This is a genomic window from Serratia sp. PL17 (assembly GCF_017832355.1).
Lineage (GTDB): Bacteria > Pseudomonadota > Gammaproteobacteria > Enterobacterales > Enterobacteriaceae > Serratia.
This window is the reverse complement of the sequence record NZ_JAFIBY010000003.1, coordinates 210,560-232,008: the sequence shown is the minus strand read 5'-3', so window position 1 is coordinate 232,008 and position 21,449 is coordinate 210,560. Positions and strand designations below refer to the sequence as shown.

Annotated in this window: 23 protein-coding genes; 11 read left to right on the top strand and 12 right to left on the bottom strand. The window is 52.3% G+C overall.

The genetic code is table 11. The annotated features are described in order from the left end of the window. Window positions 1-3: 3 nt before the first annotated feature. Entirely contained in the window at window positions 4-291 is a 288-nt protein-coding gene (gene paaB, locus JOE25_RS12675) for a 1,2-phenylacetyl-CoA epoxidase subunit PaaB (RefSeq protein WP_017893307.1), read from the bottom strand. 12 nt (window positions 292-303) lie between these two features. Beyond that, window positions 304-1,242 (bottom strand): 1,2-phenylacetyl-CoA epoxidase subunit PaaA, encoded by a 939-nt coding sequence (gene paaA, locus JOE25_RS12670; RefSeq protein WP_209635708.1) that lies wholly within the window; start codon window positions 1,240-1,242, stop codon window positions 304-306. A 318-nt stretch (window positions 1,243-1,560) separates the two neighbouring features. On the opposite strand from paaA, the gene paaZ reads away from it, so the two are divergent. Then, window positions 1,561-3,633, top strand: a complete 2,073-nt coding sequence (paaZ, locus tag JOE25_RS12665) for a phenylacetic acid degradation bifunctional protein PaaZ (RefSeq protein WP_209635706.1) — start codon at window positions 1,561-1,563, stop codon at window positions 3,631-3,633. Window positions 3,634-3,811: 178 nt separating this feature from the next. Here paaZ and JOE25_RS12660 read toward each other — a convergent pair whose 3' ends face one another. Together JOE25_RS12660 and JOE25_RS12655 are read right to left on the bottom strand one after the other, a co-directional pair. After that, entirely contained in the window at window positions 3,812-4,714 is a 903-nt protein-coding gene (locus JOE25_RS12660; protein WP_209635704.1) for a Kdo hydroxylase family protein, read from the bottom strand. Between the two features lie 342 nt (window positions 4,715-5,056). Continuing rightward, window positions 5,057-6,607 carry a GGDEF domain-containing protein gene (locus JOE25_RS12655; protein ID WP_209635702.1) on the bottom strand — a complete coding sequence of 517 codons (1,551 nt, stop codon included), beginning with the start codon at window positions 6,605-6,607 and terminating at the stop codon, window positions 5,057-5,059. Between the two features lie 257 nt (window positions 6,608-6,864). On the opposite strand from JOE25_RS12655, the gene JOE25_RS12650 reads away from it, so the two are divergent. Beyond that, a complete protein-coding gene (locus JOE25_RS12650; RefSeq protein ID WP_209635700.1) occupies window positions 6,865-7,059 on the top strand; it encodes a hypothetical protein in 195 nt (64 codons plus the stop codon). 55 nt (window positions 7,060-7,114) lie between these two features. Here JOE25_RS12650 and JOE25_RS12645 read toward each other — a convergent pair whose 3' ends face one another. Then, on the bottom strand, window positions 7,115-7,531 hold the full coding sequence (locus tag JOE25_RS12645) for a VOC family protein (RefSeq protein ID WP_209635698.1): 417 nt from the start codon (window positions 7,529-7,531) through the stop codon (window positions 7,115-7,117). 268 nt (window positions 7,532-7,799) lie between these two features. On the opposite strand from JOE25_RS12645, the gene JOE25_RS12640 reads away from it, so the two are divergent. The 4 genes from JOE25_RS12640 (at window position 7,800) to JOE25_RS12625 (ending at window position 10,775) form a co-directional block, all read left to right on the top strand. After that, complete coding sequence (locus JOE25_RS12640; protein WP_209635696.1) at window positions 7,800-8,573, top strand: SDR family oxidoreductase; 774 nt, start codon at window positions 7,800-7,802, stop codon at window positions 8,571-8,573. 53 nt (window positions 8,574-8,626) lie between these two features. Then, entirely contained in the window at window positions 8,627-9,529 is a 903-nt protein-coding gene (locus JOE25_RS12635) for a LysR substrate-binding domain-containing protein (protein ID WP_209635694.1), read from the top strand. Window positions 9,530-10,047: 518 nt separating this feature from the next. Next, on the top strand, window positions 10,048-10,296 hold the full coding sequence (locus JOE25_RS12630) for a GlsB/YeaQ/YmgE family stress response membrane protein (protein WP_135317107.1): 249 nt from the start codon (window positions 10,048-10,050) through the stop codon (window positions 10,294-10,296). A 92-nt stretch (window positions 10,297-10,388) separates the two neighbouring features. Beyond that, the gene (locus JOE25_RS12625; protein WP_209635692.1) at window positions 10,389-10,775 is read left to right on the top strand and encodes a YidB family protein; all 387 of its coding nucleotides are present in this window, start codon (window positions 10,389-10,391) and stop codon (window positions 10,773-10,775) included. 3 nt (window positions 10,776-10,778) lie between these two features. Here JOE25_RS12625 and JOE25_RS12620 read toward each other — a convergent pair whose 3' ends face one another. Beyond that, the gene (locus JOE25_RS12620) at window positions 10,779-11,711 is read right to left on the bottom strand and encodes a LysR family transcriptional regulator (protein ID WP_209635689.1); all 933 of its coding nucleotides are present in this window, start codon (window positions 11,709-11,711) and stop codon (window positions 10,779-10,781) included. Between the two features lie 112 nt (window positions 11,712-11,823). Between JOE25_RS12620 and JOE25_RS12615 the strand changes: the two genes are divergently transcribed. Both JOE25_RS12615 and JOE25_RS12610 read left to right on the top strand, forming a co-directional pair. Then, a complete protein-coding gene (locus JOE25_RS12615; protein WP_209635687.1) occupies window positions 11,824-12,876 on the top strand; it encodes an SDR family oxidoreductase in 1,053 nt (350 codons plus the stop codon). A gap of 108 nt (window positions 12,877-12,984) precedes the next feature. Next, a complete protein-coding gene (locus tag JOE25_RS12610) occupies window positions 12,985-14,064 on the top strand; it encodes an endonuclease/exonuclease/phosphatase family protein (RefSeq protein ID WP_209635685.1) in 1,080 nt (359 codons plus the stop codon). A 44-nt stretch (window positions 14,065-14,108) separates the two neighbouring features. On the opposite strand, the gene JOE25_RS12605 is transcribed toward JOE25_RS12610, so the two are convergent. The 4 genes from JOE25_RS12605 to JOE25_RS12590 all read right to left on the bottom strand — a co-directional run bounded on the left by JOE25_RS12605 (window position 14,109) and on the right by JOE25_RS12590 (window position 16,363). Continuing rightward, complete coding sequence (locus JOE25_RS12605; protein ID WP_209635683.1) at window positions 14,109-15,116, bottom strand: NAD(P)H-quinone oxidoreductase; 1,008 nt, start codon at window positions 15,114-15,116, stop codon at window positions 14,109-14,111. A gap of 159 nt (window positions 15,117-15,275) precedes the next feature. Continuing rightward, window positions 15,276-15,485: a hypothetical protein gene (locus JOE25_RS12600; protein ID WP_061806577.1), complete on the bottom strand. Its 210-nt coding sequence runs from the start codon at window positions 15,483-15,485 to the stop codon at window positions 15,276-15,278. 144 nt (window positions 15,486-15,629) lie between these two features. Further along, on the bottom strand, window positions 15,630-15,746 hold the full coding sequence (locus JOE25_RS26675; protein WP_209635680.1) for a FeoB-associated Cys-rich membrane protein: 117 nt from the start codon (window positions 15,744-15,746) through the stop codon (window positions 15,630-15,632). Between the two features lie 248 nt (window positions 15,747-15,994). Next, complete coding sequence (locus tag JOE25_RS12590) at window positions 15,995-16,363, bottom strand: hypothetical protein (protein ID WP_209635678.1); 369 nt, start codon at window positions 16,361-16,363, stop codon at window positions 15,995-15,997. A 151-nt stretch (window positions 16,364-16,514) separates the two neighbouring features. On the opposite strand from JOE25_RS12590, the gene JOE25_RS12585 reads away from it, so the two are divergent. From JOE25_RS12585 to dsrB, 3 genes are all read left to right on the top strand, one after another. After that, entirely contained in the window at window positions 16,515-17,381 is an 867-nt protein-coding gene (locus tag JOE25_RS12585; RefSeq protein ID WP_209635676.1) for an ion transporter, read from the top strand. A gap of 284 nt (window positions 17,382-17,665) precedes the next feature. Then, window positions 17,666-17,878 (top strand): transcription antiterminator/RNA stability regulator CspE, encoded by a 213-nt coding sequence (gene cspE, locus JOE25_RS12580; protein ID WP_004946278.1) that lies wholly within the window; start codon window positions 17,666-17,668, stop codon window positions 17,876-17,878. Between the two features lie 345 nt (window positions 17,879-18,223). Further along, a complete protein-coding gene (gene dsrB / locus JOE25_RS12575; protein ID WP_209635674.1) occupies window positions 18,224-18,424 on the top strand; it encodes a protein DsrB in 201 nt (66 codons plus the stop codon). Window positions 18,425-18,658: 234 nt separating this feature from the next. Here dsrB and rcsA read toward each other — a convergent pair whose 3' ends face one another. Both rcsA and JOE25_RS12565 read right to left on the bottom strand, forming a co-directional pair. After that, window positions 18,659-19,288 carry a transcriptional regulator RcsA gene (rcsA, locus tag JOE25_RS12570; protein ID WP_209635671.1) on the bottom strand — a complete coding sequence of 210 codons (630 nt, stop codon included), beginning with the start codon at window positions 19,286-19,288 and terminating at the stop codon, window positions 18,659-18,661. Between the two features lie 734 nt (window positions 19,289-20,022). Then, complete coding sequence (locus JOE25_RS12565) at window positions 20,023-21,438, bottom strand: pyridoxal-dependent decarboxylase (protein ID WP_209635669.1); 1,416 nt, start codon at window positions 21,436-21,438, stop codon at window positions 20,023-20,025. Window positions 21,439-21,449 lie beyond the last annotated feature (11 nt).

Below are 21,449 nucleotides of genomic sequence, written 5' to 3'. Positions count from 1 at the left end.
CCTCTACATGTTCTTGATGCCGTCGGGAATGGTATAGAACGTCGGATGACGGTAAATTTTGTCATCGGACGGATCGAAGAAAGCTTCGCGATCCTCAGGCTGTGAGGCGATCAGGTGACTGGACTGCACCACCCAGATTGAGCAGCCTTCATTACGGCGGGTATAGGCATCGCGTGCATTTTCCAGCGCCATTTGATCATCAGCGGCATGCAGGCTGCCGACATGGCGGTGTGCCAACCCTTGTTTGCTGCGGATAAACACTTCATACAGCGGCCATTCAACGTGTGTCATCATCGATTCCTTTTATGCAGCGGTTGAGGTGTTTTTCGACGCGTGGGTCAGGGCGCCTTCACGCACCCAGGCACCGTCTTCCCAGGCGCGACGTTTGGCCTGCAGTCGTTCGTGATTGCATTGCCCACGCCCTTTGATCACCTCGTGCAGTTCACGCCAGTCAATGTTGCCGAAACGGTAGTGGCCGGCAGCGGCGTCCCACGCCAGGTCAGCGTCCGGTGCGCTCATCCCCAGTGCTTCCAATTGCGGCACGGTGTTGTCGACAAATTTCTGCCGCAGTTCATCGTTGCTGTGGCGTTTGATCTTCCAGGCCATGCTTTGTGCGCTGTGGGGCGAGTCGGTATCACTGGGACCGAACATCATCAGTACGGGCCACCAGAAACGATTAATCGCGTCCTGCAGCATCGCTTTCTGCTGTTCATTACCGTTAGCCATTGCCATTACTGCTTCGTACCCCTGACGCTGGTGGAAGCTTTCTTCTTTGCAGATTTTCACCATTGCGCGTGCGTAAGGACCGTAAGACGCGCGGCACAGGGCTACCTGATTGACGATAGCCGCGCCGTCCACCAGCCAGCCAATCACCCCGATGTCCGCCCAGTTAAGCGTCGGGTAATTGAAGATGGAGGAGTATTTCATTTTGCCGTCGAGCATCTTTTGGTAGATGTCCTGACGCGAGCAACCCAGGGTTTCGGCTGCGCTGTAGAGGTACAGGCCGTGACCGGCTTCGTCCTGGACTTTTGCCAGCAATACCGCTTTGCGACGCAGGGTAGGCGCTCGGGTTAACCAGTTGGCTTCAGGCAGCATGCCGACCACTTCGGAATGGGCATGCTGGCCAATCTGGCGGATCAGGTTTTGGCGGTAGGCATCCGGCATCCAATCTTTGGCTTCAATGGCGGTATCCGCCGCAATTTTGTCGTCGAAGTGCTGCTGTTGTTGCGCGTCAGTTGTCATGCTTGCCTCTTGGTGATTCGTATTTTTCACATTAAATATAAAAATGTGAATCACGTTAACTAACCATAAGGCTACAAACTGATAACAAAAAGATCAAATGAGATTTGTGTGGTTTTGCGATGGTACTCACAAGTGCTTTAATTATCTTATTGTTATCTTTACTTATTTAAAATCACCTCAGTGCTGAAAACCGTCTTTTTTGCGATGCTGACAGGCTTGGTGTTTTAATTTTGTTAAATTTTACCTTGGTGTGAACTGGACAATATGTGATACGTCATTAATCCTTGTTGTGTAAAATTATGAATTCTGGAGGATCAAATGCAGCAGTTACACAGTTACCTTTCTGGCGGCTGGGTGTTCGGTCAGGGCGCCGCCCGCGAAATCCATCATGCCGTCACCGGCGAACCCTTGTATCAGGTTTGTTCCGACGGGTTGCCACTGGCTGCCAGCCTGGAGTACGCACGCAATAAAGGTGGCAAGGCGCTGGCACAAATGACCTTCCAGCAGCGTGCACAAATGATGAAAGCGGTGGCGAAACACCTGTTGGCGCATAAAGAGGCGCTGTATGAAATTTCATACCAGACCGGCGCGACGCGCAGTGACGGTTGGGTGGATATCGAGGGGGGGATTGCCACGTTGTTCGCCTATGCCGGGTTGGCGGGGCGTGAACTGCCGGACGATACCCTGTGGCCGGAGGATGAACTGATTCCACTGTCCAAACAGTCGCAGTTTGCCGCTCGCCACGTACTGACATCGCGGCCAGGTGTCGCGCTGCATATTAATGCCTTTAACTTCCCTTGTTGGGGGATGCTGGAAAAACTGGCACCGACCTGGCTGGCTGGCATGCCGGCTGTCATTAAGCCGGCAACGGCGACGGCCCAATTAACGCAGGCGATGGTCAGGCTGATTATCGACAGTGGCTTGGTACCTGAAGGCGCATTGCAATTGGTCTGTGGCGGCGTAGGTGACATGTTTGAACATCTGGATTACCAGGACGCGGTGACCTTCACGGGGTCGGCGCAGACCGGCCAGCTACTGCGTGCTCATCCGCGCCTGCTGGAGAAATCTATCGCCTTCACCATGGAAGCGGATTCACTCAACTGCTGCGTGTTGGGGGAAGACGTCACGCCACAGATGCCCGAGTTTGCGCTGTTTATCAAAGAGGTGTGCCGTGAGATGACCGCCAAAGCCGGGCAAAAATGTACGGCTATCCGGCGGATTATCGTACCGGCGAAGCGGGTGGCGGACGTGCAGCAGGCACTGTTGCAGCGGTTAGCGGGCGTGACAATCGGCGATCCAAAATTGGAGCAGGTGCGCATGGGCGCGTTGGTCAGCCATGAGCAGCGCGATGATGTGCAGCAGAAGGTCGACTACTTGCTGCACAATGGGTGCGAGCCGTTGTGCGGTGCGGTGGCAGATAAACTGGACATCATGGGGGACGGCGCGAAAAACGGGGCATTTTACCCGGTCACCCTGCTTTATTGCGCCGATCCCTTTGCTCATCAGGCCGTGCACGGCACTGAGGCATTTGGCCCAGTGGCAACGCTGATGCCCTATCAACACACCGAACAGGCGATAGAACTGGCCTTGATGGGCCAAGGGAGCCTGGCAGGATCGTTGGTCACTGCCGATGAAGCGTTGGCGACACAGTTTATTCGCGCTACTGCCTGCGCGCATGGCCGCATGCTGATCCTGGATCGGCATGCGGCGACGGAATCCACCGGCCACGGTTCGCCACTGCCGATGCTGGTACACGGCGGGCCAGGGCGCGCCGGCGGCGGCGAAGAGTTGGGCGGATTGCGGGCGGTGAAACACTATATGCAACGCACCGCGATCCAGGGTAGCCCGGCGATGCTGGCGGCAATCGGCCGTGAGTGGGTGCGCGGGGCCACGGTGATTGAGGATCAGGTTCATCCATTCCGTAAATACTTTGAACAACTGCGACTGGGCGAAAGCCTGCTGACGGCACGCCGTACCCTAACCGAGGCCGATATTGTTAATTTTGCCTGTCTGAGCGGTGACCATTTCTATGCGCATATGGACAAGATCGGCGCTGCCGAGTCTCTGTTTGGCGAGCGAGTCGCCCACGGCTATTTTGTGGTTTCCGCCGCGGCCGGGCTGTTTGTTGACCCTGGCGTAGGGCCGGTGATTGCCAACTATGGCATGGAAAACTTGCGCTTTATCGAACCGGTGAAGATTGGCGATACCATTCAGGTGCGACTGACCTGCAAGAAAAAAATCCGTAAGCCGCAGAAAACGGCAGAAGATCGTCCGCATGGCGTGGTGGTGTGGGATGTCCAGGTACTCAATCAGCACCAGCAAGCGGTGGCGCTATACAGTATTCTCACGCTGGTAGCGCGTCAGGAAGGGGATATTGCGCCGGCAAGCTGATGGCGGCGGGGGTAGGGCGCCTGGGTTAAGAAGCGCCTTACTCTGGTCAACATGGTTGGGTCTACGCAATGGCCTGCATTTGCAATTGCTGCCGGCATTGGCACCCCGGTGGCTGAAGCCAGGCGTGGAGCACCAGCCACTGATGCCACGGCAGGGAAACCCTGCTGATGGAACCGGGCTAAAGCAATGGCTGGTGCAGCAGTGTTTCCAATACTTTTAGCGGCGATTGTTGCGGGTTTTTCATGGCGTCTACCGGCAGCAGGAAGGTCTGTTCCAACATAAATTGGCCTGCCATTGCCGCGTGCGGCGTCTGATCGGAAAAACAGATCCAACTGCTACCCGGTGGCAAATCCAGCGCCAGTTGCGGGCCCTGCTGCTGATAGTGTTGGTCGGCTTTCATGGCGTCATGCAGTTGCAGCATCAGGTGGTCGTAATGGCTACGTCGGCGCTTGGTAATACCGACTTTATGCTGCAACCAACTGCTCAACGGTGAATAGCGGGACAGGCGCGGGATAAAACGTTGCGCTAATTCGGGAAAAGGCTCACCAATACGCCATTGGCGATGCTCTCCGTTCGGGTTGATGTTGGTAAAGATTCGCAGGATGCGTTCCCCGTGATTTGGACGAGAAGGGAAGGCATCAACGTGCAGCCGGCTGTCGTCTTTACGCCATGAACTGGTTGCACGCCAGGCCGAAACCGGATGCAGACGCAAGCTGTTGGTGGGCGAATGCAGCGTTTGCTGGTAGTGCGGCAATAACCCGGAGATCAACTGACGGCAGGACTGATAATAGCGTGCCAACAGTGCCTGGACTTGTGGTTGTTGTCCCGCGACCGCCACGCCGGATAATTTATCCCTTTCTGGCCAATAACTGATGTTTTTACGTTTGGCATCGACCAGTGTAGGGTCAAGTAACGTTATTTCCTCTGGCGATAATGAAAAAGCCAGCTCCGGTAAAAAGAGGATCTTACCTTGCTCCAGTGCCTCTACGGCGGAGAAGGAAAGGGATGAGGGAGCCATATCCCACTGCCGTTGTGGCAAGTTCATCACTGCCTGTTCAGGCGTAAGGCTATCCGCACGCATAATATCTCCTTGCGAAGGGTTGATGCTTTAATTGTTTTTACTTTGAAAGGAATTTATAACCAAGGGGGATTATTTCATTGGGTTTTATTAATTATTATTAATAGGAACGCGTTTTTAAGCGTAGCACTATTAAAATGCGGTAAATAGTAAACAGACATTAAACGAAGATGCCAAGCGCACGAATAGGTAAAAAAAGAGTGGCTGAGCGTTAATTCTTCCCATATAAAAACAAATCAAAAGGTTAATTATATTTTTTGTTTTTAATCAGTGGATTGTGTTTTTTTGGTGTGTTGGGCGGTTATTTTATCGCTGGGCCACCTCCTGCGGAGGCGGCCCAGAATGTTAAGCGGAATAAATGCAGTTTTTACCCTGTTCTTTGGCTTGGTACAGCGCACTGTCTGCCTGGTTGATAAAACCAATAGGTGTGTCGTTATACATATGCGGAACCTTGGCATAGATACCAATACTGATGGTGACGATGCCATGAGGGTTGCCCCGATGCGGTATTTTCAAATCACGCATTGCTTCGATAACGCGTTCAGCGAAGATAAACGCGCCTTGAGCATCGGTATCCGGCAGAATGATGCCCATTTCTTCACCACCGTAACGGGCCATAATGTCGTTACTGCGGCTGGCTAACCCTTTAAGCATCTGCCCGATCTGCTGCAGACACTGATCGCCGGCGACGTGGCCGTAGATGTCGTTATACTGCTTGAAATAGTCGATATCCAGCATCAACAACGCCACGCTGCGATAATTGCGTGAAGCGCGCATCAGCTCATTTTTTAACGCGATATCAAATTGACGGCGGTTGGCCAGGCCAGTCAGGCCATCCAGCAGTGCCAGCTCTTCCAGCGTGCGATTGATGCTGGTGAGCTGATCTCGGGTGCGCATGAGTTCAGCTTCGGTTCGTACGCTGTGATTGATTTGGCGCATCAGCACGAGGCCCAACGCCAGCAGAATAGCCAGTAGGGTGAACCCCCCCAGGGCAAATACGCCAGAGTCATTGCGCCAATCGGCCAGTGCATCTTCTTTCGACAAGCCCGCCGCAATCACCAATGGGTAACGGTTCACTCGCGAATAGCCATAAATCCGTTCCACCTTGTCGTAGCGCGAGATAATGGTGGCATTACCGAATTCGGAGTGCGGCAGAATTTCGCGAAACAGCACGCCATCAGAGATGTTCTTGCCGATGGAGGCAACGGAATAAGGGCGACGGTAGAGAATGGTGCCGTCCGCCAATAACAGGTTGAGTGATGCATCGCTGTTTAACGCAAAGGTATCGTAAAACTGGCGGAAATAATCGACGTACAGTGTGGCCAAGATTACCCCGGCAAAACTGCCGTCCGGGTTATTAAAACGCCGCGACACCGGGATGATTAAATCGCCGGTAGAACGGCTACGCACGACTTTACCGATATAGATCGTGTTGCTGTTGTGATCGAGGTGATATTTAAAATACTCGCGATCGGCATTGTTGGCGTTTTGTACGAATCTTCCCGATGAAGTGACGATCCAATTTCCTTTAGCATCGTAGACAAACAGACCGTGCAGTTGAGGCAGGTTACCGACCTGGGATTGCATGACTCTTTGCAGCCGCAATTGTTGCAGTTGGCCTAACCCATCGTGTTGAATCCGTTCGGTAAGATCAGCCAGCGTGCTGTCTGTCTGCATAAAGGTATCATCAGCATGCTGCGCCAAAGAGCGTGCCAGATTAGCAGATTCATGGTTGGCGCTTTGCAGGTCACGCTGGTGCGCATTCCAAATCTGCCAGGCGTTAAACAGGATCAACGTGGCGGCAACGATGACGACAAATACGCCGGCCTGGAATAATAACGGGGAATTTTTACCGTTGTGCGGCTGCTCGGCATTCTGAGGTTGCTGCTGTGTCATGTCACCCTTGCTATACAATCTTCAAATCGTGTTAAGAACAATCCTACATCTTATTCGTTAATCCGGCAGACCACTACTCCCTTACGCAAAATGAGCAAACTGCCATGCGAACATATTCGTTCCCGATTGCGTAGGTGTCGTATGCGAGTCCCATTCAAACATGGCGATGAGCGGGGTGTTCCTCTAGAGACAAGGTGAAATTCATCGGTATACAATTCGCCATAAAACCGGATTAGAGAATAATAAGGGATCCCGGCATGTCTGATTACATCATTATTAGTTTATTGACGTTGGTTGTTTATTATCCAGTAACCTTGGGGGTGCTGGCGTTATTGATTGGGTTTGCCTGGCGGCGGCGTAAATCGCCTTACTGGCGTTTAGGGCTGGTGCTGTTGGCTGCCATGTTTGTGTTGTTCGCCATGGCGGCGTACGACTGGTATCACTACAACTGAGCGTTGGCGGTACGATGGCCGCTATCGGCGGCGGACACCGCACCGAGATGACGCGTTATTCAACGTTAACCATCCAATTAACACCAAACCTGTCGGTCAGCATGCCGAAACCCTTGGCCCAGAAGGTGGGCTGGAAAGGCATGGTCACTTGACCGCCCTGTGAAAGCTTTTCAAACAGCTCACGCCCTTGTTCGACGTTGCTCGGATTGAGTGACAGCGCAAATCCTTTGTGCGATGCGTCGGCGCCATCTTGTGGGCAACCGTCGGAGGCCATCAACGCGGTTTCACCAATCAATAACCGCGCATGCATGATGGCCTCTGGATCGACATCTTGCGGGTTTCCTTGCTTGGCCTCTTCCGGCATCTCTTTGTAACGCATCATCATTTCAAGTTTAGCGCCCAACTGCGCCACGTAGAAGTTAACCGCCTGCTCACAGTTACCGCTAAAAAATAAATAGGGTTGAATCAACATGACATTGACCTCTGTTATGGCCCGTCAGAACCTTTGAGTGCCCACGGGCGGGAAGCAATAGTTTCTGTTTGCGACTATTGCCGTTGGCAACTTACAAGTGTAGTGCGATTAGCGCTGAATGCCTTGTGGGCGATCACGCTGTAAGAATTTCATGCATTGCGGGGGCTATTGGCCAAAAAACCGGGACAGTTCATCCCAGTTTGGACAGATTATCTGAGCGGTCACAGTTTCTATACTCGTTACACCCTTCACTAACGGAGTGACTGTAATGAGCAAGCAATCTTTAAATGGAAAAGTCGTTTTGATCGCGGGCGGCGCGAAGAACTTGGGTGGCCTGGTAGCACGCGATCTGGCGGCTAACGGTGCGGCGGCCGTGGTGGTGCATTACAACAGTGATGCGACTCGAACGGCAGCGGAAGACACGCTGAAGGCAGTGAAAGCAGCAGGTGCACAGGCGATAGCGGTACAGGGCGATCTGACGCAGCCTGGTAACGTGGCACGGCTGTTCGAAGAGGCGGTCACGGCGTTCGGCAAAGTGGATATTGCGATCAATACAGCGGGTCTGGTGATCAAAAAACCGATTGCCGACGTCACCGAAGCAGATTACGACAGCAGTTTTGACATCAACGCCAAGGCGGCGTTTTTCTTTATCCAACAGGCGGGTAAACATCTGGCCGACAACGGGCGCATTGTGACGATTGTCAGTTCATTGTTGGCTGCCTACACGCCATTTTATGCGGTCTATCCTGGCAGCAAGGCGCCGGTAGAGCACTTCACCCGCGCTGCATCCAAAGAATTTGGCGAACGCGGGATCAGCGTGAATGCAATCGGCCCAGGGCCAATGGATACCCCGTTCTTCTACGGCCAGGAAAGCAAGGAAGCGGTGGACTATCACAGCAGTGCTGCTGCACTGAGCAAGTTTTCGAAAACGGGTCTGACCGACATCGAAGACATCGCGCCAATCGTTAAATTTTTGGTCACTGACGGCTGGTGGATCACCGGTCAGACGCTGTTTGCCAACGGTGGCTATACTACTCGTTAATCTCAATTCTGCTGCGGCCTGTGCCGCAGCCTGTTTATCAGGATGCACAATCGGTGGATAAAATAGGGAGATTACGGGTTTTTATCCAGGTTGCCGAGGTAGGCAGTTTCATCCGAGCCTCGCAAATCTTGATGATGCCGAAAACCACGGTGTCGGCGGCAATACAGCAACTGGAACATGAAATGGGCGCTCGTCTGTTTCATCGCACCACCCGGCGGGTACAACTGACCAGCGACGGTGAACTGTTACTTGAGAAAGCACGCAACCTGCTGGGTGACGTGGAAGAATTGGAAAACCTTTTTCACCGCCAAAACGGCCCCATTGATGGTCGTCTGACCGTTGATGTCCCCAGCCGCATAGCCCGGCGGATGCTGGTACCCGCATTGCCCGATTTCTTTTCTCAGTACCCCGATATTCAGTTATTTCTCAGTGCCAGCGACCGCTCAATCGATTTGATTCAGGAAGGGGTCGACTGCGTGGTACGCGTGGGTAGCCTCAGCGACAGCAGCCTGGTCAGCCAGCCACTGGGCCGACTCAGCATGATTAACTGCGCCAGCCCGGACTACCTGCAGCGTTACGGTATCCCGCATACGCCTGCTCAATTGGACGATCATTGGGTGGTGGGCTATGCGCAACCTACGCTGGCAGGGGCAGATACCTGGTCGTGGCAACAGGGGGAGCACTATGGTGAAAAAACGCTACGCAGCCGGGTTACGGTTAACAATGCAGAAAGCTATATCGGGTGTTGTTTAGCAGGGCTGGGGTTGATGCAGATACCCCGATTTGATGTTCAGCATCATCTGGATAACGGCAGTCTGTGTGAAATCTTGCCACAGGCTCGTCCGCCAGCGATGGGCATTGCGTTGCTTTACCCGCACCGCCGCCAGCGTTCGGCACGTTTCATCGCGTTTGCCGAGTGGTTTAGCCACTTAATCAAGCCGTTTTGTGAACCCTAAAGCCTGATGGCCTATGGGATTTTTATCTAAACGCGGCGGAATTTATTATTGGTTTTCAGCCAATTAAATTTGCTGAAAAAACAAGACACAATTAAAGCCAACAATAAAGTGACAAAGGATGTGTAACATTACATAAGCAGGAGGGTGGCAGAGCCATCCCAGACGGCAGCCAGGGCGTATAACGCGGCCAGTATCAGTAAAAAGGGTGTGTTGGTCATGGTCTGTCTCCCGCAGGAAAATTCATCCTTGTTATAGCGCGCAGAAATGACAGTTAGATGAATGTGGTCGTTTTATGTACAGGCAAATTCAGACAGACGGAAATGTGTAAACTGCTGATATTTGTCTATAGTAACAGTGTGAAGATGCGTGTTTAGCGCGATTCACCCTGTATCGCGCTGCCGGTCACGGCAAGCACAGGGAAATACCAGTGCGAAAATATCGATCAGGGTTGGAGCAGGCGCCGTCGTGGGTCTGGTGATAGAGTTTCTTTTAGGCAAAAGGTAATAGGGAGAGTAAAAATGGGCATCATTTCCTGGATCATTTTTGGTTTAATCGCCGGTATCTTGGCTAAATGGATCATGCCGGGCAAGGACGGTGGCGGATTTATCATGACCGTCATCCTGGGGGTCATCGGTGCTGTTGTCGGCGGCTATATCAGTACCTTCTTCGGTATGGGCCGTGTTGACGGCTTCAACCTGGGCAGTTTTGTTGTCGCGGTAATTGGTGCTCTGGTAGTACTTTTTGTCTACAGAAAGATCAGAAACTGATTCGGTGCTGATCAATAGGGTCGCTACGGCGGCCCTTTTTCGTTAAGTCACAGGGGCGTGCGGCTTATGCCGACGGCCTGAAGGAGATTACCATGGGTCTGTTTGATAGCGTATTGGGCAACATTCTGGGCGGCGGTAACGGTAAAGGCCTGGATTACGTTGCTATCATGCAATGGGTTGAGCAACAGGGTGGTCTGCAGGCGATTCTGGACAAGTTCCGTCAGGGGCAATTCGGCGATGTGGTCGGCTCATGGCTGGGCAACGGTGAAAACCAGCAGATAAGCGGCGATCACGTGCAGCAGGCGCTGGGTAGCGATGCGATTAACCAGTTGGCAGAAAAGCTGGGGATCGATCCTGCTCAGGCATCAGCGACGATTGCGCAGTTTCTGCCAACGGTCACTGACGCGGCGTCACCCAATGGTGAAGTGCAGCAAGACAGCAACGAACTGGGCGACATGGTCGGTAAACTGTTCAAATAATGCTTATGCCCTCGGCGCATTGCCGGGGGCATGATTCACGCTTATTCCCTCAATGTCTCCCAACGCTTCCTGCAGGTAATCCACCCAGGCCCGTACTTTGCGAGGAATGAACCGCGCGCCGGGATAAACCGCATGCAATGCCATTGCTGGGTAGTGCCAGTCAGGCAAAACCGGCACGAGCGCACCGGTAGACAGTTGCCGACCAATCAGCGGCCGCTGCGCACCACCAATCCCCAGCCCTGCCTCGATAGCGGCCAGCAGTGAAAAGGTATTGTTCGCGCGAAAAACCGGACGCAAATTTACCATCTCGGCACCCTGAGGGCCGATTAACGTCAACGAGTCACCGTCGGTGAGACCGCTGTAGCGTACATGCGAATGTGCTGCCAGCTCTGCCAGCGTTTGCGGTGTGCCATGTCGTGCCAGGTAAGCCGGTGACGCAACCAGCATCCGTTGCAATCCCCCCAATCGTCTCGAGACGATGCCTGGGGCATTGAGTTCACCAAAGCGAATCGCTACGTCAACGCCTTCCCCTATCACGTCGGCGCGGCGGTCATCCAACAACAGCTCGATATTCAGTGCCGGGTGGAGTTGCTGAAAGGCAATGACCAGCGGTGTCAGGTGCTGCTGGCCGAAACCCGTTGGCGCGTGAATACGCAACGGGCCATACAGTTTCTGGTTCAATCCCTGCAACGCTTCTTCAGCGTCGTTCACCGCCGCAAGAATCGGTTTGATGTGTTGGTAATAACCGGCACCGGCGTCGGTCAAGGTTACGGCTCGGGTACTGCGAAACAGCAACTGCGCCCCCAGCTGCTGTTCCAAACCGGCTATTTGCTGGCTGACAGCCGGCTGAGTCAGGCCGAGATCGCGGGCAGCGGCAGAAAGATTGCCGAGTTCGGCCACGCGGACGAAGGTTTTCATTGCGCTCAGTTTGTCCATTGCTGTTCCACCTATAGAATTTACTTATAAGTGTTAGTAAGAAAGGCCTTCTACCGCAAGCGTTGCTTATCACTCACAGTGAATACATCAATTCATACTGAGTGGGGCATATATGCAAAACGATAAAGTGGCATTGGTGGTAGGCGCTAACGGCGTTATTGGCAGCAGGCTGATTGATGAGCTGGAGCAACAAGGCTGGCAGGTGATTGGCCTGTCCAGGCGCGGGGGCGTCGATCGGGCGCGAGTGCGTTATCTGGCCGTCGATCTGTTGGATGCGCAGGCAACGGATAACGCTTTGCGTTCGTTGACCCGGGTCAGCCACATTTTCTACGCGGCTTATCAGGATGCGTCGGACTGGGCGGGGTTGGTTGCGCCGAATGTGGCGATGTTAACGCATGTTGTGGAGGCATTGGAGCCGTTTGCACCGGGACTGGAACACATCAGCCTGATGCAGGGCTATAAAGTCTACGGTGCCCATCTGGGACCTTTTAAAACGCCAGCGAGGGAGAGTGATGCTGGACACATGCCGCCGGAGTTTAATCTTGCGCAACAGCGTTATCTGGAACGGCGTCAGCAAGGGAAGAGTTGGCATTGGAGTGCAATCCGTCCAAGCGTTGTTGGCGGTTTCTCACTGGGCAATCCGATGAACCTGGCACTGACCATCGCCGTTTATGCCTCTATCAGCAAGGCATTGGGGATACCGTTGCGTTTTCCCGGTAAACCGGGTGCTTATCACAGCCTGTTGGAAATGACCGATGCCGGGCTACTGGCGCGCGCTACGCTTTGGGCGGCGACAGAACCGGCGGCGGCCAATCAGGCGTTTAACATCAATAATGGTGATTTGTTCCGCTGGAGCGAGATGTGGCCAAAAATTGCCGCCTATTTTGACATGGAGATAGCACCGCCGTTACCCCTGGTGCTGGACTCGGTGATGGCGGATAAAAGCGAGTTGTGGCAACGCCTTGTGCAACAGCATGACTTGGCCGAGACTGACTATGGCGCGGTGGCGAGCTGGCGCTTTGCCGACTTTGTTTTTTCGTGGGATTACGACATGTTCGCGGATGGCAGTAAGGCACGCCGCTTTGGCTTCCACGCATTTATCGAGACGGAAGCGATGCTGTTTGCGCTGTTTGATGAGTTCCGCCGTCGCAAGATTATTCCTTAAGCTGGCTGGCGGGGCAGGCGTTTTTTATGGCAATCTTTGGCTGCCGCTTGATGTGGCAGTCAGAAGGCCGTCATTCCGACAGGCCACGCCGATGATGAGGAATTAAACGTGACAGGGATTACCGCCATACTGACGCTTTTGCTGGCGCTGGTGACCATTGCGCCACTGTCGAAGCAGGCAGCCTGGTGGATTCGGGTGTGGGATTTTCCCCGCCTGCAAATACTGGTGCTTTCCCTATTGGTGTTGTTGCTTAATTTGCTGTTTGTGCCCTTGTCACCTTGGGTGTGGGGCATGATGACGGTAAACCTGGCCTGTGCCCTGTATCAGGCCGCATGGATTTACCCTTATACCCCGTTGAGCAAACCCCAGGTGCTGGACTTTACCGGTTATCAGAAGAAGCCACGTATCCGCATTTTGGTATCAAATGTGTTAACCCCTAATCGCCAGGCTGAAAAACTGTTGGCGTTGGTGGCTACCGAGCGACCGGATGTGCTGGTCGCTGTAGAAACCGACAACTGGTGGGAGCAACAACTGTCGGTGCTGGAACAAGACTACCCGTACACGCTGAAATGCCCGCTGGATAATCTGTACGGTATGCATGTCTATTCACGGCTGAAACTTAGCGACGCCCAAATTCAGTACCTGGTGGATGAGCAGATCCCGTCGATGCACATGATGGTGCATTTGCCGCAGGGGCCGCAGGTACGCTTGCACTGTGTGCATCCGATGCCACCAAGCCCGACAGAAAATGAAGAGTCAGAAGATCGCGATGCCGAGTTGGTGATGGTGGGCAAAAGTGTGGACAAATCGACGTATCCGGTCATTGTGACCGGCGATCTCAATGATGTGGCGTGGTCGACTACCACTCGGCTGTTCCTCAAAGTCAGCGGTTTGTTGGACCCGCGCCGTGGCCGAGGTATGTTCAGCACCTTCCATGCAGGCTATCCGTTCCTGCGTTGGCCGTTGGATCACGTGTTCCACAGTGATGATTTTGTGCTGGGTGCGCTGCGTCGTTTACCCCATGTAGGATCGGATCATTTCCCGATTTTGGTAGAACTGGTGTATTCGCCAAAACAGGGGGAGCAGCAGGAAAGCCTGGAGAAAGACAGCGAAGATGAAGCGTTGGCACAAGAGAAGTTGGCCAATACCGGCTCTACGCCTGACGATGTGCATACGCCCGGCGCTTGACGTTTCAGGTTTACCCCGCAGCGCGGACTGCGGGGTGTTGTACTCTAGAGCGTCAGCATAATTTTCCCAATATGCTGGCTGGATTCCATCAGCGCATGGGCTTGTGCCGCTTGTTCCAATGGGAAGGTTTTAAATATCTGCGGTTTCAACGCCCCGCGCTCCAGCAGTGGCCAAACTTTTTGCTGTAAATCGGCGGCAATCTGCGCTTTGTCCTCTACGCTACGTGCGCGCAGGGTCGAGCCCGTGTGGGTCAGACGCTTAATCAGCAACGGCATCAGGTTCAGTTCCTTAACCACGCCATTCTGGGTGCCGATTTGCACAATGCGGCCATCCATCGCTGCCGCCTGGTAGTTTTTCGCCACATAGTCCCCGGCGATCAGATCGACAATGACGTCTGCTCCCTTGCCGTCTGTGGCGAGTCTTGTTTGTTCAACAAAATCTTCGCTGCGGTAGTTGATCGACACATCTGCGCCCAATGCCAGACTCGCCTGGCGTTTTTCTTCCGAGCCGACGGTGGTGATCACTCGGGCGCAGAAAGCTTTCGCCAGCAAGGTGGCGACAGTGCCAATGCCCGACGTACCGCCATGAATCAATACGGTCTCACCGGCCTTCAGGTGGCCACGTTGGAACACATTGACCCAAACGGTAAAGAAAGTTTCTGGGATGGCTGCGGCCTCTATCAAACTGAAGCCCTGCGGTACCGGCAGCACGTTGGTTTCATGTACCTTGCAATATTCTGCATACCCACCGCCGGCAATCAGGGCACAAACGTTATCGCCAATGGCGTAATTTTGTACTCCAACGCCGGTGGCGACCACAGTACCTGCGATCTCCAGACCAGGAATATCGGAGGCGCCAGGCGGTGGCGCGTATTGGCCGCGGCGTTGCAGGACGTCAGGACGGTTAACCCCGGCGGCGGCGACTTTCACCAGGATCTCCCCCTGTTGCAGGACCGGGAGTGGCCGTTGGACGACAGCTAAAACCTCGGGTTCACCTGGCTGGCTGATTTCGATGGCTTTCATGGTGCTGGGCAGCTGTGGGTTGGCTGACATGGTGGTTCTCCTCAGTTGGCGTTCAGGTGCAGTAACCAGTGTAGGTAACCGCCTGCTGTAATTCATGTTTATCTTACAGAAATGCCGAAGAGGGGATGTAGCGCATTGAGCGGTTTAACACGGGGGAAAAGGGGCGCCGCCGCAGGGGCGGCAGGGGGATTAATCGTTCGGAGGGATACGGAAACCTTTCAACGACACGATAAAATGCTCTTTCCCTTTGGAGATTTTTGCGCCTCTATCGCACCACAGGCTGGCGAGCTGGAAAAAATCATCACTGTCGATGTCATAAGCCAGTTCAATTTTTTTGGCTGTGCCGTAACGGATCAGCTTTTCTGCTTCCTGGTGGTTTGTTGCTTTGATGGTGGTCATAACGAAATCCTTGGTGTTAAGCCAGTACGGATAATCGCAACCATCATATGGCCATATTGTGACAATTTTGTGATAAAAAAATGACAGGGTGCAATTCTGTGGCCTGAGGCAGGGTAGGGAGACCCTGCCTCAGGAGCGCGTCCGTCAACGATCGTGCGGACGCAGCAGGGTGTTTTTCTTCTGTGATTTAAAGTGCTTATACAGTGCGAACCCTGCGATGCCGGCTAACACCGCCAGCAAAGATAGATATTCAGTCGCCATCTGGCCAATCTCCAATATAGCGTGGCTAAGGAGCGGCTATTTGTGACAGTAATCACGTTATGGCGCAATGAGACCATTCTGTAAGGCTACAGGTGACTGATATATAGGCATAAAAAAAGCGCCTATAGGGAGGCGCATAAAAAATTGCAACACAGCTTGTTGTGCTCAGCACCAGGAGAAGTGGTGAACACAAGCGCATTGTATGAACCCTGTGCTGCCGCAGATATAGGGTAACTCTTAAAGCGCAGTTACCACTGATAACCCATGTTTACGCTGTAATCGGGATCCTGATTGGTGGAGTAGGGATCTGACTGACGGCGGCGATCGGTTTTTTTCACCGGCCCGTTAATGCCTGAATACACCTTGGGGCGTTGGCGACTGCAGCCAGGGTGGTCACACTCCATATCAAGGCGAAAACCGGTTTTGTCTTCTGACTCTGACCAGACCACAGGCGGTTTACCTGTTTTTTTTGCCGGGCCAAGTGCAGCTTGCGGAGCAGGTGCCGGTGTGATGCTCGGCTCCGGAGCGGTATAAGACAGGTCCAGCGCCAGGGCTGGGGCGCTCAGTATCAACAGAGCGCTGCAGCAAGAGGCTGCAAGCGTAGGCCATCTCAGCATGGTCGATCTCCCTTTATAGTTACGCAGCGCAACTATAAAACAGCGAGACGAGAATTACTATCATTTGTAACGCCTGTTGGCGTTGGGGATTTGGCTGTGCTCAGGTTCGGGTCTAGTATATGAGCAACTTCTCTTTATAAGACATTGGGCTATGACCATTGACACCCCGGCGCTCGGCTGGCGCCAACGCAGCTATCGGCTGCTTTTCGACAATCATTTCCGTTCTGGCCGAAGAATGGAAACGTTTTGGGTCTGCACCGCATTACTCAGCGTTGTTCTGTTGTTTCTTGAACCGGGTGGCAGTGCCTTGTATTTTCCTGGCCAGGAAGCCATTTATCTTTTCTTCTGGGCTGAGGTGGTTTTTACCTTCATTTTTACGCTCGAGTATCTGTTACGGCTGTGGTGCACACCGCGCGAGCAACACTATGCCTTCAGCTTTTTTGGCGCAGTTGACTTACTGACGGTACTGCCGTTGTACATCATTTGGCTGTTCCCACATATGACGGTCGAGTTTGTGATGCTGTTGCGCGTTATGCGTATACTGCGTGTGCTGCGGGTCCTGAAGCTTCTGCGTTACATGAGCGAGATGGGGATGATTTGGCGCAGCATTAAGCTGGCGCGTCATAAGTTGGCGATGTTTTTTGGTTTTGTCGCCGTGGTGCTGTGCGTGTTTGGTGGCCTCATGTATGCCGTTGAGGGCGGCACCGGTGGTTTTACCAGCCTGGCGGCCGCCGTGTATTGGGCTGTCGTCACGCTGACCACGGTAGGGTACGGTGATATCGTTCCCCATACGCCGGTGGGGCGCTTATTGACCTCGGTGCTTATCCTGTTGGGGTATTCGATTATCGCGGTACCGACAGGCATTCTGACGGCCTACATGTCACAGGAGCTGCAACGCAACCGTGAAAGGCGGAATTGTGAACAATGTCAACGGGGTGGCCATGAGAAAGAGGCCTCATTTTGCAAGTTTTGCGGCTTTGCATTGCCGCCGTTATTCGGAAAACACCGTCAGAAATGACGATAAATTAAGCAAAATGGACTGAATCCTGTGCGTTTAGCCCCGTTTCCACAAAGGGGCTAACAAAAAGAGTTGCTATTAAAGTCCCATCATGAGTTAATGCTTCTCGGCCTGTGGTACAGACCTATTTATGCACGACATTTTGAGTAAAGTAGTTCAAATTTAAAGCGTTATCCTAGATAGCTCTTCTCTGACGAATTTCCTTTCTAGTGCCTCCATAAGTAACTGATGACCGGCTATATCTTGCCCATGGTGGCGTAAATTTAATATTGAAGGAATTAGACATGTCTAACATGATCAAAGGTCAAGTGAAGTGGTTCAACGAGTCTAAAGGTTTTGGTTTCATCACTCCAGCAGACGGCAGCAAAGACGTGTTCGTACACTTCTCTGCTATCCAGGATCAAGGCTTCAAGACCCTGGCTGAAGGCCAGAACGTACAGTTCTCTATCGAGAACGGTGCTAAAGGTCCGTCAGCGGCTAACGTTACCGCTATCTAATCGGCCTCTTGCTGATTAATAAAAACCCGCCAAGGCGGGTTTTTTTGTGTCTGTAATTTGTCGCAGGCAAAAAAATGCCCGCAAGTCTGCGGGCAAAAGTTCCTTGTTACTTCTTCATTTGCTGGTACTTCTCTGGGGGGAAGCACCGAGGAACAGACTACCGGTTGCGGGCTTAAGATTCTGCGGGCAAAACGTTAAGAAAGTGAAAAGCCGCTCGCACGCTCGCCTGCTACGCTTTAGGAAGACACTACGCAGATGAACAGCAGATTAACTGACGGTGTACGGGTATTCTTCCCACCTCATTCTGTAATACACTGACATCAATGATAAATGATGGGGTAAGGCATGAAAGTTAACGATCTGGTCTCGGTAAAGACTGACGGTAAACAGCGGCGTGAAGGCGTGATCCTGGCGGTAGAAGAGTTTAATGAAGGTGTCATGTATCTGGTCTCTTTGGAGGATTACCCCGCGGGTGTGTGGTTCTTTAACGAGATTGATAGCCGAGATGGCACCTTCGTTGAATTGCGTCAGGCCGAATCCAATTGATTGTTTCGCAAAACGCGATACTTCTTAGTGCATTAATTTAATTTGCAAGGTTTTCGGAGGGTGATGATTCCGGGGAGGCATTAATAAACGGATTTTTACTGCGGGAATACCCGTCGCGGCCGAACGTGTCGTCGCGAGCAGGTATTTAGGTTATTTAAATGCGAGATTTTCAGTACAATTGCCTGAACAACATTTAAAACCAACGTTTGGCAGAGTATACGACAAGCTTTATGCCTAGCGGCTATTGACAAATATTCCGCTGGTCAGTGTGTCGGTCAAACGAACAACATGGTAGATAATCTGCTTGTTGTGCGTTTTAATTTTTCTCTTGATATTTCCCTTGTGGGAAGAGACGGTCTTGGCTTTAATTTGCATCTGGTCGGATATCTGGATAGTTCCCTGACCTGACATCCACATGCGTAACATATTTGACTCAGTCTGGCTCAGCGTCACGGGTGTTTGGTCGAATGAGCTTTTTTCCGAGCGAGGGGCTTTTCTCTCCAGATAGTGACTAAGTAGTTGATTCATAGTCTCTGGTTTTATTGATTTTGACGAGATGATGACATTTTTACGAACATATAAATAATCGTCAAAATGTACGTTGGTGATAGCCATGAAGATGAAGAATAAAGTATCAGGGTGCAGTGAAATCACCCCTTTTATACGTTCGGTAGCATTGGCTTCATGTATGAAGCAGTCTTCGTTAATAAAGACCAGACTGGGTTTCAACTTGCTGCATTTTTCATGCAGGTCGTCAATATTGCTAATCGCATTAATTTGGCGTTTTTTTACTCCGTGTGTTGTCAGGTAGTCTGTTAAACCTAATCTGGTATAGCTGCATGAATCCATAATGATCGTTGGCATATCGCACCCCCACTTAAATCCGTTTTACCGCGGTAACAAAAAGAAAAAGCCTGAAGCCTAAATGGCAAAAAAAAGGAACAAAAAAATCACGTATATGCAGTGTTCTATCAATAAATTCGACGGTACTCAACGATATTTTCTTTCTAAACTAATTAACACTGTGAACCTATAAGTTTAGCTTAAGTCAGAATAATCTGCTGGTATCGGCGCGACGAGGGTGTGACGTCAATTGGTGCTTGAGCCGCGTGCCTGCTGGTATCTTTATCATTGAATCTGCCCATCATGTCACGAAACGAAATTTTAGATTGCTAGGAAAATTCTTAAAAAAAATTCATGTGTTGTTTTTTTAACATTTTCTCGCTTACTTCCTGGGCGAATTACATTTCGTCGACTACGTGTGTTTTTATTTTTAATAATATTATCATAATGTTATCATTTATTCTTTTGTTTTTGATAATGATAATTCTTTCATTTCTTATCACTTGCGATATCCAATAATCACATTGAGTTAACATTAATCCGTTTTTTTGTTACAGAAACTGACGATATAACAAAGGGTTGATGTGACTATTCGTGCTATTTCGGCAAATGTGAAAAATGTCAGTGAGTGATTAATTTGTTTTGCTGAACTATTTTCGTGTTACCGACTGGGAGCCGCTTATCAAGGGCAGGAAAGGGCAGGTTTTGGCGGTAATAATAGCGCGGTGCGTATCAGCACACCGCGAGTTTCAATTTCAGACCAATGCTTGCCGACAGTGTTCCATGGACTCCAGTGCAAGATGAATATCGGCCTCTTGCGTCATCCAATTGACCAGCGCTGCGCGGATCCCCGGTTGCCCGTTATAGTGGGTGGGGGTGCAGCGTACGATACCGTGGCGGTCGAGTAGGGCGATAAAACGATCGCGTGCGGCAGTCGCATCCCCCTCCACGTTCTTGAGTGCAAAACACACGACGTTCAGATTAACCGGTGCCAGCAGCTGGAAGCCCATGCTGGCGTCCAGCTCTGCACCCAATCGCTGCGCCAGTTGCACATTACGCTCAACCATATCTTGCATACCACTGCGGCCATAGGCTTTTAGCGCCATCCACAGCGGCAATGCGCGGAAACGTCGCGAGTTTTCTGGCGTCAGGTGCAGATAGTTGTCCGGCCGCAGCGTCGGTGCTTCCAGGTAGGCAGAATGGTTTTGAAAGACCTGCATCTGTAACGCTAAATGACGGCTGAATTGAATCGCACTGTCGTAGGGGACATTTAACCATTTATGTGCATCGACGGTGATGGAGTCTGCCTGTTCCCAGCCTGCAAGCCGAGGAGCATATTGCGGTGAGCAGGCCGCGACACCGCCAAATGCAGCATCAACATGCAGCCAGAATGGATAGCGTTCACGCAGTGCCAACAAGCGGGGTAGATCGTCGAAGGTCACGGTATTGACGGTTCCGGCGCTGGCCAGCACGATGGTTGGCACACCACGGTTGGCAACCAGATGGCGCTCCAGCGCTTCTGGGTCGATAGCCTCAGAATGGGGCTGGCTGCCGATAATATTAAGCGCGTCGCGACCGATACCGAGCATGCTGAGTGCCTTCACGCTGCTTGAGTGCGCATTTGCCGATAACACCTGAATGGATCCTAATGCTGCCAGCCCTTGTTCGGCGATATCAATCCCACGCTGTTGTCCCAACCACTGGCGGCCGATGGCCATTCCGACAAAGTTCGCCATGGTCGCGCCGCTAACAAAACTGCCGTTAAATGCCTCGGGCAGGCCTAGCAACGTTTTGAGCTGCACAATGGTTGCCAATTCAATCGCTGCAGCCACGGTGTCGTGGCTCAATTGGCTATTCTGGTCGATAGCGCTAACCAGCCAATCCGCGGCCAATGCGGCCGGGGTCGCGCCACCGGTGACAAAGCCAAAGTAACGTGGCCCGGCACTGCCCGAAAGCCCATCCGCGTAACGTAGCCAGAAGTCGTTCAACGCCGCCAGCGCGCCGTCGCCATTTTCTGCCAGCCGATCGTCCCCTTGCTGCAATTGTTGTGCAGCCAACGGAGGGCAAACCGGGCGTTGTTTAATCCCCGCCAGGAAGCTGTCAGCCAACTGGCGGGTGTGCTCGAGTATTTGTGGAAACTGGTCAAGATCTTGCTGTAAACGTGGGTGCATGGGGAGATCCG

Excerpts from the sequence above, each read along its gene's own strand:
- JOE25_RS12565 (WP_209635669.1), bottom strand. The coding sequence starts at position 21,438 with ATGCACCCACGTTTACAGCAAGATCTTGACCAGTTTCCACAAATACTC.
- JOE25_RS12625 (WP_209635692.1), top strand. The coding sequence starts at position 10,389 with ATGGGTCTGTTTGATAGCGTATTGGGCAACATTCTGGGCGGCGGTAAC.
- JOE25_RS12655 (WP_209635702.1), bottom strand. The coding sequence starts at position 6,607 with ATGACACAGCAGCAACCTCAGAATGCCGAGCAGCCGCACAACGGTAAA.
- JOE25_RS12645 (WP_209635698.1), bottom strand. The coding sequence starts at position 7,531 with ATGTTGATTCAACCCTATTTATTTTTTAGCGGTAACTGTGAGCAGGCG.
- cspE (WP_004946278.1), top strand. The coding sequence starts at position 17,666 with ATGTCTAACATGATCAAAGGTCAAGTGAAGTGGTTCAACGAGTCTAAA.
- rcsA (WP_209635671.1), bottom strand. The coding sequence starts at position 19,288 with ATGCCAACGATCATTATGGATTCATGCAGCTATACCAGATTAGGTTTA.
- JOE25_RS12640 (WP_209635696.1), top strand. The coding sequence starts at position 7,800 with ATGAGCAAGCAATCTTTAAATGGAAAAGTCGTTTTGATCGCGGGCGGC.
- paaA (WP_209635708.1), bottom strand. The coding sequence starts at position 1,242 with ATGACAACTGACGCGCAACAACAGCAGCACTTCGACGACAAAATTGCG.
- JOE25_RS26675 (WP_209635680.1), bottom strand. The coding sequence starts at position 15,746 with ATGGCGACTGAATATCTATCTTTGCTGGCGGTGTTAGCCGGCATCGCA.
- JOE25_RS12615 (WP_209635687.1), top strand. The coding sequence starts at position 11,824 with ATGCAAAACGATAAAGTGGCATTGGTGGTAGGCGCTAACGGCGTTATT.
- JOE25_RS12650 (WP_209635700.1), top strand. The coding sequence starts at position 6,865 with ATGTCTGATTACATCATTATTAGTTTATTGACGTTGGTTGTTTATTAT.
- paaB (WP_017893307.1), bottom strand. The coding sequence starts at position 291 with ATGACACACGTTGAATGGCCGCTGTATGAAGTGTTTATCCGCAGCAAA.
- JOE25_RS12660 (WP_209635704.1), bottom strand. The coding sequence starts at position 4,714 with ATGCGTGCGGATAGCCTTACGCCTGAACAGGCAGTGATGAACTTGCCA.
- JOE25_RS12630 (WP_135317107.1), top strand. The coding sequence starts at position 10,048 with ATGGGCATCATTTCCTGGATCATTTTTGGTTTAATCGCCGGTATCTTG.
- paaZ (WP_209635706.1), top strand. The coding sequence starts at position 1,561 with ATGCAGCAGTTACACAGTTACCTTTCTGGCGGCTGGGTGTTCGGTCAG.
- JOE25_RS12605 (WP_209635683.1), bottom strand. The coding sequence starts at position 15,116 with ATGTCAGCCAACCCACAGCTGCCCAGCACCATGAAAGCCATCGAAATC.
- JOE25_RS12585 (WP_209635676.1), top strand. The coding sequence starts at position 16,515 with ATGACCATTGACACCCCGGCGCTCGGCTGGCGCCAACGCAGCTATCGG.
- JOE25_RS12600 (WP_061806577.1), bottom strand. The coding sequence starts at position 15,485 with ATGACCACCATCAAAGCAACAAACCACCAGGAAGCAGAAAAGCTGATC.
- JOE25_RS12620 (WP_209635689.1), bottom strand. The coding sequence starts at position 11,711 with ATGGACAAACTGAGCGCAATGAAAACCTTCGTCCGCGTGGCCGAACTC.
- JOE25_RS12590 (WP_209635678.1), bottom strand. The coding sequence starts at position 16,363 with ATGCTGAGATGGCCTACGCTTGCAGCCTCTTGCTGCAGCGCTCTGTTG.
- dsrB (WP_209635674.1), top strand. The coding sequence starts at position 18,224 with ATGAAAGTTAACGATCTGGTCTCGGTAAAGACTGACGGTAAACAGCGG.